Raw genomic sequence first — 16,288 nt, forward strand, 5'->3', positions numbered from 1 at the left:
TCATGGCCGACTCAAGCCCGTCCCTTTCGGAGCCCGGCGCCGCACCGGCGAAGGTGGCTGTCCTGCTGGCGACCAAGAACGGAGCCGCGTTCCTCGACGAGCAGCTTCGCTCCCTCGCAGGTCAGACTTGGCCGGCGATCGACGTCTGGGCGTCGGACGACGGTTCGACCGATGCAACCGTGGCGATCCTGTCGCAATGGCGCGAGCGATGGAGCCGGGGCGCCTTCACGCTTTTGGACGGTCCCCGCGCCGGGTTTGCTGAGAACTTCCGCTTCCTGCTCGCCTGCGACGCAGGCAATGCCGACTACGTAGCCTTCTGCGACCAGGACGACCTGTGGGAGCGGGAAAAGCTGTCGAGGGCGATCGGCTGGATGCGCTCGCAGGACGCCGCCGTGCCGCTCCTGTTCTGCTCGCGAACCTACACCGTCACCGAGCGGGGAGACGTCGTCGGCATGTCCCCCCTCTTCCGCCGCAAGCCCTCGTTCCGCAACGCGCTCGTGCAAAGCCTGGCCGGCGGCAACACCATGGTGATGAACCGGCCCGCCTCAAGACTGCTCGCTCGCGCCGCCAGACGGTCTCCCTTCGTCAGCCACGACTGGCTGGCCTATCAAATCGTCACCGGCGCGGGTGGGGTGGTGCGCTACTGCAAAGAGCCGCTCGTGCGCTACCGCCAGCACGGCGGCAACGTCGTCGGCGCCAATACCTCGATGGAGGCTCGGCTCGCGCGGCTGAAGCTCCTGCTCGACGGCCGCTTCAAGCGATGGACGGACGCCAACCTCGCATCGCTCGGCTGCAATCGCGACCTGCTGACGCCGGACGCGCTCGCCGCGCTCGACGAGTTTGCCGAGGCCCGCCAGGGGAACATGCTCGGTGCCATGGCGCGGCTGCGCCGGTCCGGCGTCTACCGCCAGACGCTGCAGGGCACGCTTGGCCTCTGGGGCGCGGCCCTGTTCAGGCTGCTTTAGCAATGAAGCGTCTCCTCGACATCGCGCTCGCCCTGCCGCTCGGCCTGATTGCCCTGCCCGTCGTCCTCGCCGCCGCGCTTTGGGTCCGGCGGACGTCGCCCGGCCCGGCCTTCTTTTCGCAGCTTCGCGTCGGCAGGAACGAACGCCCCTTCCGCTGCCTCAAACTGAGGACGATGCATCACGGCACGACCTCGCTGCCGACGCACGAGGTCGGCGCCGACGCGGTCACCGACGCGGGCCGCGTGCTGCGCAGGCTCAAGCTCGACGAACTGCCGCAGCTCTGGAATGTTCTTGTCGGGGAGATGAGCCTGGTCGGCCCCAGGCCCTGCCTGCCGATCCAGCACGAACTGATTGCGCTGCGCCGCGCCTTCGGCGTCACCGGGCTCCGGCCGGGCATCACCGGGCTCGCCCAGCTTCGAGGCATCGACATGTCCGACCCCGGGAAATGCGCCGGCGCCGATGCGGAGTACCTGAGGGCCCGCTCACTGCGGACAGACCTGGATATCCTTCTCAGGACCGTTTCCGGGGGGATCGCACGGTGAAGCCGGATCGCATCCTGTGTCGCCCGACTTGCAAATCTGCGCCGACGACCGCATGGGTCGCCATCCAGATGTTCGTCATGTCCCGGGTCTGACCATGGTTTTCGTCCGCGCCAGCAATGTCGGCCTGCGCTATCCCATACCGCGGCGCGTCAGGTTGCGCGGCGAGGCGGCCGGCAGGGTCGGCGGTCGCTTCCAGACATCGGCCGGCGGTTCGCGCTACGTGACGGCGCTCGACGGCATCAGCTTCGAGCTCGGGTCGGGCGACCGCCTGGGTCTCGTCGGCACGAATGGCGCCGGCAAGACGACTTTGCTCAAGGTGCTGTACGGCATCTATGAGCCCACCTCCGGAACGATGGAGACGCAGGGCCGCGTCGATGCCCTCTTCAACATCAACCTCGGCTTCCGCGCCCAGGCGACCGGTCGACGCAACATCGTGTTGCGCGGCCTGATCGCCGGCTGGAGCATGGCGGAGATCGAGACGCGGATGGACGACATCATCGCCTTCAGCGAACTCGGCGACTTCATCGACATGCCGTTCGACACCTATAGCCAGGGCATGGGCGCAAGGCTCGCCTTCGCCATCGCCACCGGCTTCCAGCCGGAGATCCTGCTGATGGACGAGTGGATCGGCGCGGGCGACAAGGCGTTTCAGGACAAGGCCAAGACCCGCCTGGAAGCGATGGTGGACAAGGCCGGCATCATCGTGCTCGCCTCGCACAACGACGACCTCATCAAGCGCGTCTGCAACAAGATCATGACGCTCGAGAACGGCCGCGTTGCGTCGCTGGACGCGATCGGCTGATCTAAGCGAACAGCCCGCCAAGCGCTTCGAACAGGCCGTCGCGCAAGTTGCCGGCATTGGCGCTGTAGACCGGAAAGCAGACAATCTGGTTCGAGACCCGGTTCGAAACCTCCAGGCTGACCGGTGTCGGCAAAGACGCGCCGACGGCGTTCGAAACCGAAGGCCAGTAGTACCGACGCGTTTCGATGCCCCGTCCCTGAGCCTTTCGCACGATCTCGTCGGCAGATTGTCCTTCGAAAACCACGGGATACATGGTCCAACCGCTTCCTCTGGTCACGCCCTGCAGCGTCCTTGCGCCGGGGACGGATGCAAAGAAGCTGTCGTAGCGGTGGGCAATCTCTTCCCTGGCCTGCTGCATTTCATCAACGCGACCAAGCTGCGACAAGGCGATGGCAGCGTGCAGTTCGTCCATCTTGCCATTGGTGCCGGTCGAATACCTCCTGTCCGCCTCGAACCCGAAGTTCAACTTCTTTCGGATCTCCACCGCAGCGTCGGCAGGCGCGAGGATGACACCCCCTTCTCCGATGGCGAAGACCTTGGTGGCGTGGAGTGAAAATACCTCGACCTCTCCGTCGTCTGACCCGAACTTGGGCAGGCTCGCGCCACCGAGGCTGGCCGCGGCATCGAACGTAAGCGGCAGCCGGCGGTCTCGACAGAAGGCGATCAGGTGCGATTGGTCGCGAACCAGCCCGAACGGTCGAACGGAGACCACCCCGTGGAGGGTCATCTTCCCCATCGCCTCCGCAAGGCTTTCGATACTGATCTCGAGCGTATCGGCATCGATATCGACTGGAACGGGGTTCAGTCCCGCGAGGCGGATGGCATGATAGGTGGCGGCGAATGTAAAATTCGGCAGCGCGATGTTCATACCCGCGTCGAAACGGGCCAGCAACGCCGCCAGCAGGCCCTGCGTCGCCGAGCAGCAAGTTACCGCTTCGTAGCCCGAAACCGCATAGCGCGCCGCCAGCGACGTTTCCAACGATCGGGATATGGGACCGAAATTGGCATAGATGCCCGTTTCGAACACCCGCTCGTAAACGGGAATCCATTCAGAGGTTCGCGGAATGTCCGGGATGATGAACGGATATGCCGGCTTTTCCAAGAACATTACCTCACCACGACGCCTGCCGGGATGCGGGCGCCTTGCTCGATTTCCATGCGCGGCACCACCACGACGCCAGCGCCAATCATTGCGTAGCTCCCGACCCGGACCCCTCCGCAGAGCACGGCTCCCGGCCCGACAAACGCGCCATCGCCGATCACGCAATCATGCTCGACGATTGCCGCGGTGTTCACGATCGTCAGATGTCCGAGCGCCGCGTTGGGTCCGACGTAGGATTGATGGCCGACGAAGACACCCTCGCCGATACGCTCGGTCCGCACCACAGCCAACGCAGACTTGAGTGAGAACCAGCGCGTGCCGGCTTCCAGGAGGCGCCCCGCAAGCTCTGTCCGCGCCCTCGACGGGCCGATCGCTAGATGAAACCGCGCGTCAGGAAAGCGCCCTATGTCGTCGAAAGACCCCAGGCGCTCCGACTTGCCGTCGTCAACGTCCGATAGGTGGAACAATCGTTCGAACTGGCCGCTCGCAACGTCGCGACACGCGCGAGCGTGGCCGCCGTCGCCAATCAGAATGTGCGCACACCCGTTCAACGCGGCAGACTTCGCCAGACCCGGCGCAGCACATGAAACGCCACTTTCCAGTACACTCTTGCTGCCTGCGACTTGGCGGTCCGGATGCGCCTTTGCAGATACTCCGCGACCTCGCGCTTGAAGCTGTAGCGCACGATGGAGACTGCCGGATCAGCGACACGGCGCGCAAAGAGCCCGGACACGACCGCTTCGAGTATTTCGGGCTGGTCGCCGAACTTCCGTCTCAGGTTCTTCACCACGAGGTCGTCGTCAAGACCATTCAGGCTGATAATCTCGTTGCCCCATTCGGCAGCCTTGCCGAGATTTCCGACGGAAACAAAATAGCGAACGAACCCGTGGTAAATGTACGAAAGTTCGTCCTTGGACCAGGGTCCCTCCGGCACGACATCGGCCGGCCCATAGGTCGCGGAAGCAACGTCCAGCCTGAAGCCGATCTCGTCGCGCAGTCGCACGTACCGTTTCATCAACTCGAAGGAGGTGTCGAACGAATTCCTCAGACTTGACGGCGAGAGTTCGCCAAACTCGGTCGCGCAGACATGATCCACCTTGACGATTGTGCTGCCGCTCGACCAGATCCGCCGGAACAGGTCCCAGTCGCAGGACCGGCGCAAGATGATACTGGAATCGTACCATCCCGACCTTTCGAACACTTCGGGCCGGATCAGAATACCGGCATTTGGCACGTCGGCCGATGTCGCCTGGAACGATGCACCGATAACCTCCGGTTCGCGTGTACCGATCAGCCAGCTTGACCCGTCGACCGTCATGATCCTGGTTTGGCCGTAGACGACATCAGCGCCCGTCCGCTCCATGGCGGAGACCAGCGTTTGAAGTGCATCCGGCGCGAGGATGTTGTCGTCAAACATCCACGTGATCGCACCCGCCTCGGGGCTTCTCGCCAGGAAGCATCGCCCGAGTGACTTGGCCACGGAATTCAGGTTCGGCGAACCTGTGATCACCCGTACCCTGCGATCCTCGGAAGCGAACCTCGCCAGCAGCTGAGCGGTCCCGTCGTAGCTCCCATCGTCATAGCAAATCAGTTCAAAGTCGGCGTAGGTCTGTTCCAGAACCGATGCGATGGCTCTTTCCAGCCAGCCACTCGCGGCCTGGCAGAACGTCGTGAGGTGAATGCTGACGAGCATAGTTAAGTCTCGAGAAAAACTTCAGACGGCTTCGGGACGAACGTCGGATAGTTGTTTTCCTTGTAATGCCACAGTAGCGGCCGGTTCACGAATCCAATCTTCGGGTTCATCTTGGTTTTGATCCTCGAAAACCTGTCCCAGTCCCCAGGATTGCCGCGCTTGAAGGCCTCGACGTCCCAGCCAACCTGCTTGTGCCGCCGATGGTAGAAAACCGAACCGGTCGTGATCTGCCCAAGCCGGAACCTGCCATCTCCCAACCGCACCCATTGTCGGTTTGGCAACTGCGAAAAGAAGGCGTGATGCACGAAGTCGTATTCTTCCGTGAGACACTTGGCCAGACATAGCTCCAGCTTGTCGGGAGCCATTTCATCGTCGTCATCAATGTGGCAGATGTACTCGCCGGTCGCATGAAGGAGCGCCGCATTCATCGCGTTGGTTCCGGCGACCTGCCACCGGGCGACACCCGGACGCGGATAAGGACCGCGCCTCGGCAGATTCTCAAATACTATCCGCGGGTCGGCGACGTCCAGGATCTTCCGGACATTTCTCTCCTCTATGAAATCCCCGACAATGCACACCTCGAAATCCTGTTCGGTCTGCTGAAGTATTGACGGCAGACACCGCCCTATCAAAAGTTCGACCCGATCGCTCGCGGCGATACATATGGAAATCCTGGCCACGTTACGGTTCACCCGAGCGCCTGATGCTTCTTGTGCTGCCCACCTTCAAAAAGAGCGCCCCGATCCCCCAGCACCCTTGTCTCAAACATCTTAGCTACACTTTCGATATCTGAATATATCAGTTTCGACAACATTTCCTCCTTCTCAATATACTCACCATCGATATGAATGCCAATTTCATTGACAATTTTTCTCCACTCATCCGACCTCATGCTCGACGAACAAAGCGCTCTAATCGATTTCTGCATATCGCTTCCGATTTCTAAATCAGAAAGAATTAAGTTTAACTTTCTTACTAATTCCACCTCGAGATATCCAAAACTTTCATTCATATCTTTTTGTCTATAATTGTTATCAATTAATTCTATCGCTGCGCAGAAATTTTCTATCAACGCTGACCGGGGTTCTGAGCGGGAAACATGAATGATCGCGACTTCTTTGGGGTTCAGACCGGACGCGAAGGACGATACGAAGTCGGGCCGCATCCCGGGCATACCGAATATCTGGTCAATCGCCTCCGCCAGCGACTTCGTCGAACCATGCTTGACCATCTCCTGCCAAAGGGAGGGTATCCGATACTGTGGCGAGTTGATCGTCACCAAGAGCCGCACATCGTGCTTCGAGAGAAAGCACAGACGGTTCAGGGCACCTGCATCCGCGAAGGAAAAATCCTCACTCGACAAAATCAAATGGCGAACCCCTGCTGCGTCGGCAACTGCGACCAGGTTCTCCAGCAGTCTTCCGCCTCGAATGTGGTCGAGAGCGAGGCGGGAGTGGCCCGGACCCCGATCGGTTGGCGCGGGATACCAGATCGAACGCGGGCCGCTGCCTCCATAGCGATCTAAAAGAAACGTCTGTATCGACGTAGTTCCGGTCTTATGAGGACCGATATGGAGGCTTATCTGCATTCTCCGTGCATGACAGATTCAATATTCTACGGCAACCGCATTCAGCAGCACTTGAACGGATTCAATTTTTACTGTTGTTAACGGCCTGAAAGCGCCCGAGACGCTGCGATTGCGCAAGCATTCTTGGGCGCAACGCGAGGATTCGGCGCTCACTCTCCTTCCGAAAGGCGCTATCTGGTCGGTCCGGGAACTTCCTTCGCCACCATCCGCGCCACCACCGCACGGCACGAATCCCGCCAGTCCGGCGCGCGCCACCCGAACGTCGTCTCGAACTTCGCGCAGGACAGGCGCGAATTGCGCGGCCGGTATGCGCGCATCGGAAAGTCCTGCGACACGACTTCCTCCACCTCGGCCGACGGCCCACCGAGGCGGCTGCTTTGCGCAAAGATCTCGCGCGCGAAGCCGGCCCAGTTCGTGCTGCCATGCCCGGCCAGGTGGAACGTCCCGCTGGCGGCAGGGGCGCCGGCCGCAAGCGCCGATGCGACGCGCAGCACGCCCTCCGCCAGGTCGGCCGCGGCGGTCGGGTTGCCCCACTGGTCGGCCACCACCCTCACCTTGTCCCGGCCGGCCGCCAGGCCAAGCATGGTTGTCGCGAAGTTCTGCCCGAACGGGCTGTAGACCCAGGCCGTGCGCAGGATCGCATGGCGCGGATTGACGTCGGCGACGGCCCTTTCGCCGGCGAGCTTGCTCATGCCGTAGACATTGCGGGGATCGGGCGGATCGGTCTCGACGCGCTCGCCCGGCTGATCGCCGGCGAACACATAGTCGGTGGACAGGTGGACGATCGCCGCGCCCGCTTCCGCCGCGCCCGCTGCCACCGCGGCGGCGCCGGCGGCATTCACGGCGAAGGCCGCCTCCGGCTCGTCCTCGGCGGCGTCGACCGCTGTGTAGGCGGCCGCGGAAACGACGACATCAGGCTTCGCCGCCACGATCGTCGCCCTCACGCTCGCCGGATCGTGCAGGTCGAGCCCGGGCCGTCCCGCCAGAACGACATCCATTTCCGGACGCCCGGCAGCCCGCTCGGCAAGGCTCCGCGCAAGCTGGCCGCGGCTGCCCGTAACCAGGATCTTCATTGCGCGGCCGACGGCACGCCAAGCCGCTCGCCGGCATATTTTGCGTCGCGGATAGGTCTCCACCACCACTCGTTGTCGAGATACCAGCGAACCGTTCTTGCCAGCCCGCTCTCGAAGGTCTCGGCAGGTTTCCAGCCAAGTTCGCGGCGGATCTTGGTGGCGTCGATCGCATAGCGGCGGTCGTGCCCCGGCCGGTCCGCCACGAAGGCGATGAGTTCGCGATAGCTGCCGGAACGGGCGGGCCCGATCGCGTCGAGCAGATCGCAGATCGCCCGCACCACGGCGAGGTTGCTGCGTTCGGCGCCGCCGCCGACATTGTAGCTCTCCCCTGCCACCCCTGTCGTCGCCACCAGTTCCAGCGCCCGCGCGTGGTCGTCGACGAACAGCCAGTCGCGAACATTGGCGCCGGCGCCGTAGACCGGGATCGGCCTGCCGTGGAGCGCGTTCAGAATCGTCAGCGGGATCAGCTTTTCCGGGAAGTGGAACGGGCCGTAGTTGTTGGAACAGTTGGAGAGGACGACAGGCAGCCCGTATGTCTCGTGCCAGGCCCGGGCGAGATGGTCGGACGCCGCCTTCGACGCCGAATACGGCGACGACGGGGCATAGGGCGTTTCTTCCGTGAACACGCCTGCGTCGAACGGCAGGTCGCCGAACACCTCGTCCGTCGAGACATGGTGAAAACGGAACGCCTCGGCCTTTCCGCCGTCCAGGCCGCGCCAGTAGGAAAGCGCCGCGCTCAACAGCTGGAAGGTGCCGACAATGTTGGTCTCGATGAAATCGGCCGGCCCGTCGATCGAGCGGTCGACATGGCTTTCCGCCGCAAGATGCATGATGACGTCGATCTCATGCCGGCGCAGCAGGTCGCCGATCGTCGCCGCGTCGCAGATGTCCGCCTTCACGAAGCTGTAGTTGGGATGGTTCTCAATCTGCCGCAGCGAAGTCAGGTTGCCGGCATAGGTCAGCTTGTCGACGTTGACGACTGTATGCACGGGATTCGCACAGAGCAGCCTGCAGACCGCCGACCCGATGAAACCTGCTCCGCCGGTAACCAGAAAGTTCATCTGACCTCGATTGCAATTCGCCGCCGCACCGCGCCTGGCTCAACTCTGCTCGAAAAGCTCTGCGTCGGCGAGAAGGGGCGCACGGTCGTCCTTCTCGGACAGGGTGATGCCGGCCGCGGGCAGGCGCCAGTCAATGCCGAGCGCCGGATCGTCGAAGCGGATCGAGCGTTCGTGCGTCGGGGCATAGCGCGCCGTCACCTTGTAGAGGACTTCGGTATCCGGGACGAGCGTCACGAAACCGTGCGCATAGCCCTTCGGAACGAAAATCTGGTTCCATTTCTCCGCCGACACTTCCAGCGAGAGCCATCGGCCGAAAGTGGGCGAGCCCCGGCGAATGTCGACGGCGACGTCCAGTATGGCACCCCGCGTGACGCGGACCAGCTTGTCCTGGCCGAACGGCGGCAACTGATAGTGCAGGCCGCGCAGCACGCCGGCCGGCTTCGAACAGGAATGGTTGTCCTGCACGAATGCTACGTCGAGCCCGTGCTCCGCTAGGGCCGCTGCATTGTACGTATCGGAAAAGAAACCGCGATGGTCGCCGAAACGAGGCGGCGTGATTTCGAGGACGCCCGGCAGCGCGAGTTGCCTTACCTCAGGCATCGCCGCGTTCCAGTTCAGCCATGCGCCGCTTCAGGTAGCGGGCATACTCGTTGTTGCCCAGTCGGTCGGCGCGCGCCAGGACGCTGCCGGGATCGAGCCAGCCCATGTCGACGCCGATCTCTTCCGGGCAGGCGATCTTGATGCCTTGCCTGTGTTCAATGGTCCGCACGAAGGAAGCGGCGTCGTGCAGGCTCTCGTGGGTGCCCGTGTCGAGCCACGCGAACCCCCGGCCCAGCCGGTGAACGCGCAGGCTTCCGCGCTCGAGATACGCGTTGTTGACGGCCGTGATCTCGAGTTCGCCGCGCGCCGAAGGCGTCGTCGCCGCAGCGATCTCGACCACGTCGTTGTCGTAGAAGTAGAGCCCGGTCACGGCCCAGTTCGACCTGGGCTGGGCCGGCTTTTCCTCGATGGTCAGGGCGCGCCCGGTGCCTCGGTCGAAGCTCACAACGCCGTACCGTTCCGGATGATCGACCTGGTAGGCGAATACCGACGCGCCGGACGGGTTCCGCGCGGCTTCCTGGCAGATCCGCGACAGGCCCTCGCCGAAAAAGATGTTGTCGCCGAGGATCATGGCGACCGAACTGTCGCCGATGAAGTCCCTGCCGATCACGAAGGCTTCGGCAAGGCCCCGCGGCTCGGCCTGCTCGGCGTAGGAAAGCCGGATGCCGAACGCCGAGCCGTCTCCCAGGAGCTGCCGGAAAAGCGGCAGGTCGTGCGGCGTCGAGATCACCAGGATGTCCCTTATCCCCGCCAGCATCAGGACGCTGAGAGGATAGTAGATCATCGGTTTGTCGTAGATCGGAAGAATCTGTTTCGAAACGGCAAGCGTAAGCGGATAAAGTCGAGTACCGCTTCCGCCCGCCAGAATAATACCCTTCATCCTGCTCCCGTTCTCCAAATGCCGCCGGCGAACTAAGCTGAAGCGGTCTGGCTATCGAAACCGATTCATCTTGCAACGGCAAGATGAATCGGCAGGTCGAACGTGGCAGATTCCCCGGTCAGCCGGTCAACGGCCCGGGCAGGGTACGGGGCCGAGGCCGCGCTGTTGGTCGGCCTCCCCGTCTTGCGGTCGTCAGCCGCGCTTCGGCAGCAGCGACCAGACTGCGGGCACCAGGGCGGCTGCCAGCGCAACCTTGATCAGATCGGGCACCAGGAAGGGGACGACGCCGAACTCCCAGGCCTTGGCAGAGCCGATCAGCACGGCCAGCCAGGCATAGCCCATCGCCAGCATCACCGCGTCGGCGGCAAGCATGACGCCGAAGAGCTTCAAGGGATTGCGGTCAAGCCCGCGATCGGCGGCCCAGCCGACGATCGCGGCCATCACGACGAAGCCGGCAAGGTAGCCGCCCGTGGTGCCGAGCATGTAGACGACGCCGAGGCCCTTCTCGGGCGTACCCTGGAACACCGGGAAGCCCATCGCCCCTTCGGCAAGGTAGAGCAGCAGCGTGGCGACGCCGAGGCGCAGGCCGAAACCGGCGGCGATCAGCAGGACGACGAGGGTCTGCAGCGACATGTCGACGGGACCAAGCACAACCTTGGTCTTTGCCGAAAGCGTCAGCAGCAGGGTTCCCGCCACGACGAGGAAAAGCTGCGCGCCCAGGCGGGCTGCACCCTTTTGCGGCAAGGCGAGGTCGACGAGCGGACGGGCGGTGACTGCAAAGCTCATGGTGATTCCTGTTTCGACATCGGCTGATCCCACAGCCCTTCGGTTCCGGTATATTTGCTTCCGTGATAAGCGGCAATGGTTTCGGTTGCCCGGTCTGTCCCATGAGCCTCAATTTCGATCGCGACTTCGAACCCGCCTATGGCGAGCCGATCCGGGTTTCGGCCAGAGTCTCCCGCCTGACCGCCCGGAATCCGAGCCCGTTCACCTTTCACGGCACGAACACCTACCTCATTGGCGAAACCGAACTGGCGATCGTCGACCCGGGCCCCGACGACGACCGTCATCTGGCGGCCCTGCTTCGGGCGATCGGTGACCGGAAGGTGAGCCATATTCTCGTCAGCCACACGCATCGCGACCACTCGCCACTCGCCAGGCGGCTTGCTGTTGCGACTGGCGCGACGGTCTGCGCCGAGGGACCACATCGCCCGGCGCGGCCGGGCCAAGGCTTGTCGCCGCTTGATACGGCAGCCGACACCGACTTCGCCCCGGACGTTTTTCTGGCGGAGGGATCTCGCATCGAGGGCGTTGGCTGGGCGCTGCAAACGGTGCTCACGCCCGGCCATGCCGCGAACCACGCCGCCTTCGCTCTCGAAGGCGAAGGCGTGCTCTTCTCGGGCGATCACGTGATGGGCTGGTCGACGTCGATCGTCGCGCCGCCGGACGGTTCGATGCGCGACTACATGCAATCTCTGGAAAGGCTGATCGACCGCGACGACAAGCTGCTGCTGCCCGGCCACGGCGGCCCGGTCCCAAGTCCGCAACCCTACCTTCATGGCCTGAGGGATCACCGTCTGGCGCGCGAGCGGTCGATCATCGACCGTCTCGCCCGGGGCGACCGGTCGATCGACGAGATCGTGGCCGCGGTCTACCGGGACACGGACCCCCGCATGCATGGCGCGGCCGCGCTGTCCGTCCTCGCCCATCTGGAAGATCTGGTGGAGCGCGATCTGGTGGAGACTGACAGCGTCCCGTCAATCGGGGGGATCTTCCGACCGGTCTAGCGGCTCGGCGGGCTCGGCTGGTTCCGGCGGCGGCGCAGCCTCGGCGGGCTCTGGCGGCGGCGGAGGCGGTTCCGGCGGCTCGACCGGCGTCACGACGGTCAGGTAGGCGACCTCGGTGTCGAGTTCGGCCAGGAAGGATTCGATCCGGGCCGCGTTGTCGCCGAAATCGTGCGGCCAGTAGCGCGACGCCGATCGCATGTCGACATAGGTCGACGTGTCCTCGTCGATCAGCCGTATGGCGACGTCTACCGGGAAGCCGAACAGGAACGACCCGGCCTGCGCCTCGATCGTGATCTCGGTCGCATCCGCCGGTATCTCAGCCGGACTGACGACCGTCCAGCCTCGCCGCTCGATGACTTCGGAGACGACGTCTGCAACCTGGCCGATCGGCGCTTCGTAGCGCCGGCCGGTCGCGGCCGGATAGCTGTCGTGCTGAAGCTTGCGGCGCTCCGGCGTGAACGGCTCGACCGCGTTCATGCCGGCCGTTCGTCGCGCCGCGGCTATGGCGAACTCCGGCGGATCGTCGGGGTCTGTCGAAATGTCGTTCATCATGGGCAGCGTAAAGCCGCGATAGGCCGTGATGAAGAAAGGCGTGAGCACCAGGAGGGCGACGAGGATCGCGAAGACCAGCGTGCCACCGCCCTTGCCGCCGTGATCCCAGAACAGGAAGACCGCTCGCACCGCGAAGGCCAGCGCGAGGATCGCGATCGCGCCGACGACGCCGAGCACCGCCGGCATGTCCGGCGTGGCCACGAAACCGATGCGGTGGGCGACGCCCGCCGTAAGAAGGACGACCGCCGAGAAGATGGCGAGCCGGCGCGACCAGACGGTGGCGTTTGAAACGCGCCGTTCGAGGTATTCGTCCATGAGTTCGGTCGCCGCCCGTTGCTGTTCGCCGGGGTGCTACTTAGAGCCTTTTCCCTGCGGCGGAAAGGCTTCGGGCGCTCTCCCGCAGCCGCATGACCGGATGACCTGACCCGGCGGCACGCGCGCTCGCCATATTGCGGCCATCGTCGACGCCGATTCTTGGCGGCGGCGGGGTTTTGTATGCGAATGGCCAAAGAGGTTGCGCATGAACGCCGAAGAATCGATCGAGCACCAGCCTGAGCAAGGCAGTTCCGTAACCGGCGCGGCCGAGGCGATGCTTGAGCCGGCGATTCCGATCGCCCGGATATCCCACGAGGTGTCCGACCAGGAGTTCGAACAGGTCGTGCGCGGCGCGCTCGAAGTCGTCGAGGGAACGCTCCTCTTCAAGATGAAGACCAGCGTCGACGGCGAGACGCAGCATGCCGCCGCCGCCGTGGTCGGGCTCGGAGAAGGACGGCAGTTCCTCCTGCTCACGCTGCCGGCGACAGGCGGCCAGCTCAAAGTCGAGACGGCCTCGCACAGCCGGAGCCCGCTGGCGGGAATCGCCGAGTCTTATGCCGGCCTGATGGACGTGCTGAAGGCCGCCGCCTGACGCGCCTGCGCGCTCTGTCGGACGGCGTCTGCGCCGCCCGAAGTTGGCCGAGACCTCAGCCGTTCTTCACCGCGGCCTGCGCGGCCGCCAGTCTCGCGATCGGCACCCGGTAGGGCGAGCACGAGACGTAGTCGAGGCCGACCTGCTCGCAGAAGCGGATCGACGCAGGGTCGCCGCCGTGTTCACCGCAGATGCCGAGCTTGATGCCGGGCCGGGTCGCCCGTCCCTTCTCGGCCGCAAGCTTCACCAGTTCGCCGACACCGTCGAGGTCGAGCGAGACGAACGGATCCTGATCGACGATGCCCTTCTGCCGGTAGGTCTCCAGGAAGGACGCCGCGTCGTCGCGCGAAATGCCGAACGCCGTCTGTGTCAGGTCGTTGGTGCCGAAGGAGAAGAACTCGGCCGTTTCCGCGATGACATGCGCGCGCACCGCGGCGCGCGGCAGCTCGATCATCGTGCCGGTGAGGTAGTCGATCGTTTCGCCGCTCTCCTTCATGACGGCCGCCGCCACGGCGTCGATGCGCGCCTTGACGAAATCGAGCTCCTTCTTGAGCCCGACCAGCGGCACCATCACTTCCGGCACCACCGGCTTTCCCGTCCTCCTTCCGGCCTCGACCGCCGCCTCGAAGATCGCGCGCGCCTGCATCTCGGCGATCTCGGGATAGGAGATCGCCAGCCTGCAGCCGCGGTGCCCGAGCATCGGGTTGAATTCGTGCAGGGCCTCGGTGCGCTGGCGCAGCTTGTCGGCGCTGACCGCCATCACGGCGGCGACTTCCTCGATCTCCTCGTCCGACTTCGGCAGGAACTCGTGCAGCGGCGGGTCGAGCAGCCGTATCGTCACCGGAAGACCGGCCATGATCTCGAACAGTTCGACGAAGTCCGATCGCTGCATGGGCAGGAGCTTGTCCAGCGCCGAACGGCGGCCCTGCTCGGTGTCGGCAAGGATCATTTCGCGCATCGCCACGATGCGCTCGCCATCGAAGAACATGTGTTCCGTGCGGCAAAGGCCGATTCCCTCGGCGCCGAACGAACGGGCCATGCGGGCGTCCGCGGGGGTCTCTGCATTCGTCCGCACGTTCATGCGGCGGATCGCGTCGGCCCACTCCATCACGGCGGCGAAGTCGCCGGAAAGTTCCGGCTGGAGCATGGGAACGGCGCCCTTGAGCACCTGGCCGTTGCTGCCGTCGATGGTGATGACGTCGCCCTTGCGGAAGGTCGAGCCCATCGCCATCAGCGTGCCGGACCGGTAGTCGACGCGCAACGAGCCCGCGCCCGAGACACAAGGCTTGCCCATGCCGCGCGCCACCACCGCGGCGTGGCTGGTCATGCCGCCGCGCGTGGTCAGGATACCCTCGGCGGCATGCATGCCGTGGATGTCCTCCGGACTCGTCTCGATGCGAACGAGGATGACCTTCTTGCCGAGCGCCTTCATCTCCTCGGCATCGTGCGAGGAGAACACGATCTCGCCGGTTGCGGCGCCGGGCGACGCCGGCAGTCCGACGGCGACGATGTCGCGCGGCGCCTTCGGGTCGATGGTCGGATGCAGGAGCTGGTCGAGCGAGGCGGGATCGATCCGGCCGACGGCTTCCTCGCGCGAGATCAGTCCTTCAGCCGCCATGTCGACCGCCATCTTCAGCGCGGCCTTGGCGGTGCGTTTGCCGGAACGGGTCTGGAGCATCCACAGCTTGCCGCGCTCGATGGTGAACTCGAGGTCCTGCATGTCGCGGTAGTGCTTTTCCAGCCGGTCGGAGATCTCGACGAAGGAAGCGAACGCCTCCGGCATGATCTTTTCCAGCGAAGGCCGGTCCGAGCCCGCGTCGATGCGCGCCGCCTCGGTGATGTTCTGCGGCGTGCGGATTCCTGCCACCACGTCCTCGCCCTGGGCGTTGACCAGGAACTCGCCGTAAAGCGCCCTCTGCCCTGTCGAGGGGTTTCGCGTGAAGGCAACGCCGGTGGCCGAAGTGTCGCCCATGTTGCCGAACACCATCGCCTGGATGTTCACCGCGGTGCCCCAGCCTTCGGGGATGTCATGCAGGCGCCGGTAGGTGACGGCGCGCGCATTCATCCAGCTCGAGAAGACCGCGCCGATCGCCCCCCAGAGCTGCTCCTGCGGGTCCTGCGGGAAGGGGTTGCCCAGTTCTTCCTCGACCTTGGCCTTGTAGAGGCCGATGACGGCGCGCCAGTCGTCGGCGGAAAGCTCGGTATCCAGTTCGAAGCCGCGCTGCGCCTTCTCGTCCTCGAGTATCTCCTCGAAAACCTCGTGGTCGACCCCGAGCACCACGTTGGAGAACATCTGGATGAACCGGCGGTAGCTATCATAGGCGAAGCGCGCGTCGCCGGAATCGGCGGCGAGCACCTCCACCGTGCGATCGTTCAGACCGAGGTTGAGTACGGTGTCCATCATGCCGGGCATCGACGCGCGCGCGCCTGAGCGCACGGAAACGAGGAGCAGCCTCACGGGATCGCCGAGCTTGCGGCCGGTCAGGCCGGCGATGTGGTCGAGCGCCAGCGAAACCTCGGCCGAGAGCGCTTCCGGATAGGCGCGCCCGTTGGCATAGAACCAGTTGCAGGCCTCGGTGGTGATCGTGAAGCCGGGCGGGACGGGCAGTCCCAGGCGGCACATCTCAGCGAGATTGGCGCCCTTGCCGCCGAGCAGGTTCTTGTCGCCGGCCTGCCCCTCCGCCGCACCGTCGCCAAACGTGTAGACCCATTTCGTCATCTTTGCTCCTCACGGAA

The 16,288-nt window shown here is 64.4% G+C and carries 17 protein-coding genes; 5 read left to right on the top strand and 12 right to left on the bottom strand.

Going from position 1 to position 16,288, the window contains the following annotated elements:
* Positions 1-2: 2 nt before the first annotated feature.
* The 3 genes from ABUE31_RS12980 to ABUE31_RS12990 all read left to right on the top strand — a co-directional run bounded on the left by ABUE31_RS12980 (position 3) and on the right by ABUE31_RS12990 (position 2,309).
* Positions 3-965 carry a glycosyltransferase family 2 protein gene (locus tag ABUE31_RS12980; RefSeq protein WP_367724023.1) on the top strand — a complete coding sequence of 321 codons (963 nt, stop codon included), beginning with the start codon at positions 3-5 and terminating at the stop codon, positions 963-965.
* Between the two features lie 2 nt (positions 966-967).
* Entirely contained in the window at positions 968-1,507 is a 540-nt protein-coding gene (locus ABUE31_RS12985) for a sugar transferase (protein ID WP_367724025.1), read from the top strand.
* A 94-nt stretch (positions 1,508-1,601) separates the two neighbouring features.
* The gene (locus ABUE31_RS12990; protein ID WP_367724026.1) at positions 1,602-2,309 is read left to right on the top strand and encodes an ABC transporter ATP-binding protein; all 708 of its coding nucleotides are present in this window, start codon (positions 1,602-1,604) and stop codon (positions 2,307-2,309) included.
* Between the two features lies 1 nt (position 2,310).
* Here ABUE31_RS12990 and ABUE31_RS12995 read toward each other — a convergent pair whose 3' ends face one another.
* From ABUE31_RS12995 to ABUE31_RS13040, 10 genes are all read right to left on the bottom strand, one after another.
* The gene (locus ABUE31_RS12995) at positions 2,311-3,411 is read right to left on the bottom strand and encodes a DegT/DnrJ/EryC1/StrS family aminotransferase (protein ID WP_367724028.1); all 1,101 of its coding nucleotides are present in this window, start codon (positions 3,409-3,411) and stop codon (positions 2,311-2,313) included.
* Between the two features lie 5 nt (positions 3,412-3,416).
* Positions 3,417-3,962 carry a DapH/DapD/GlmU-related protein gene (locus ABUE31_RS13000; RefSeq protein ID WP_367724029.1) on the bottom strand — a complete coding sequence of 182 codons (546 nt, stop codon included), beginning with the start codon at positions 3,960-3,962 and terminating at the stop codon, positions 3,417-3,419.
* Positions 3,959-5,104, bottom strand: a complete 1,146-nt coding sequence (locus ABUE31_RS13005; protein WP_367724030.1) for a glycosyltransferase family 2 protein — start codon at positions 5,102-5,104, stop codon at positions 3,959-3,961. Before ABUE31_RS13005 ends, ABUE31_RS13000 begins: the two co-directional genes overlap by 4 nt.
* A gap of 2 nt (positions 5,105-5,106) precedes the next feature.
* On the bottom strand, positions 5,107-5,796 hold the full coding sequence (locus tag ABUE31_RS13010; RefSeq protein WP_367724031.1) for a glycosyltransferase family 2 protein: 690 nt from the start codon (positions 5,794-5,796) through the stop codon (positions 5,107-5,109).
* Positions 5,793-6,692 carry a hypothetical protein gene (locus ABUE31_RS13015; RefSeq protein ID WP_367724032.1) on the bottom strand — a complete coding sequence of 300 codons (900 nt, stop codon included), beginning with the start codon at positions 6,690-6,692 and terminating at the stop codon, positions 5,793-5,795. Before ABUE31_RS13015 ends, ABUE31_RS13010 begins: the two co-directional genes overlap by 4 nt.
* A gap of 170 nt (positions 6,693-6,862) precedes the next feature.
* Positions 6,863-7,765: a dTDP-4-dehydrorhamnose reductase gene (gene rfbD, locus ABUE31_RS13020; RefSeq protein ID WP_367724033.1), complete on the bottom strand. Its 903-nt coding sequence runs from the start codon at positions 7,763-7,765 to the stop codon at positions 6,863-6,865.
* Positions 7,762-8,826, bottom strand: coding sequence for a dTDP-glucose 4,6-dehydratase (gene rfbB / locus ABUE31_RS13025; RefSeq protein ID WP_367724034.1), 1,065 nt, complete (start codon positions 8,824-8,826; stop codon positions 7,762-7,764). The genes rfbD and rfbB overlap by 4 nt, the downstream gene beginning before the upstream one ends.
* Positions 8,827-8,865: 39 nt before the next feature.
* Positions 8,866-9,426: a dTDP-4-dehydrorhamnose 3,5-epimerase gene (gene rfbC, locus ABUE31_RS13030; protein ID WP_367724035.1), complete on the bottom strand. Its 561-nt coding sequence runs from the start codon at positions 9,424-9,426 to the stop codon at positions 8,866-8,868.
* Positions 9,419-10,306 (bottom strand): glucose-1-phosphate thymidylyltransferase RfbA, encoded by an 888-nt coding sequence (gene rfbA / locus ABUE31_RS13035; RefSeq protein ID WP_367724036.1) that lies wholly within the window; start codon positions 10,304-10,306, stop codon positions 9,419-9,421. Before rfbA ends, rfbC begins: the two co-directional genes overlap by 8 nt.
* 192 nt (positions 10,307-10,498) lie before the next feature.
* Positions 10,499-11,092, bottom strand: a complete 594-nt coding sequence (locus ABUE31_RS13040; RefSeq protein WP_367724037.1) for a biotin transporter BioY — start codon at positions 11,090-11,092, stop codon at positions 10,499-10,501.
* A 101-nt stretch (positions 11,093-11,193) separates the two neighbouring features.
* Here ABUE31_RS13040 and ABUE31_RS13045 point away from each other — a divergent pair, with 101 nt between their 5' ends.
* Complete coding sequence (locus ABUE31_RS13045) at positions 11,194-12,093, top strand: MBL fold metallo-hydrolase (RefSeq protein WP_367724038.1); 900 nt, start codon at positions 11,194-11,196, stop codon at positions 12,091-12,093.
* On the opposite strand, the gene ABUE31_RS13050 is transcribed toward ABUE31_RS13045, so the two are convergent.
* Positions 12,064-12,960 carry a DUF1499 domain-containing protein gene (locus tag ABUE31_RS13050; protein ID WP_367724039.1) on the bottom strand — a complete coding sequence of 299 codons (897 nt, stop codon included), beginning with the start codon at positions 12,958-12,960 and terminating at the stop codon, positions 12,064-12,066. The genes ABUE31_RS13045 and ABUE31_RS13050 overlap by 30 nt on opposite strands.
* A 205-nt stretch (positions 12,961-13,165) precedes the next feature.
* Between ABUE31_RS13050 and ABUE31_RS13055 the strand changes: the two genes are divergently transcribed.
* Positions 13,166-13,552: a hypothetical protein gene (locus ABUE31_RS13055; protein ID WP_437344118.1), complete on the top strand. Its 387-nt coding sequence runs from the start codon at positions 13,166-13,168 to the stop codon at positions 13,550-13,552.
* 55 nt (positions 13,553-13,607) lie between these two features.
* Here the strand turns inward: ABUE31_RS13055 and ppdK are convergent, their stop codons facing one another.
* Entirely contained in the window at positions 13,608-16,271 is a 2,664-nt protein-coding gene (gene ppdK, locus ABUE31_RS13060; RefSeq protein WP_367724040.1) for a pyruvate, phosphate dikinase, read from the bottom strand.
* Between the last annotated feature and the right edge of the window lie 17 nt (positions 16,272-16,288).

This window comes from Mesorhizobium marinum, from assembly GCF_040813675.1.
Classification (GTDB): domain Bacteria; phylum Pseudomonadota; class Alphaproteobacteria; order Rhizobiales; family Rhizobiaceae; genus Mesorhizobium_K; species Mesorhizobium_K marinum.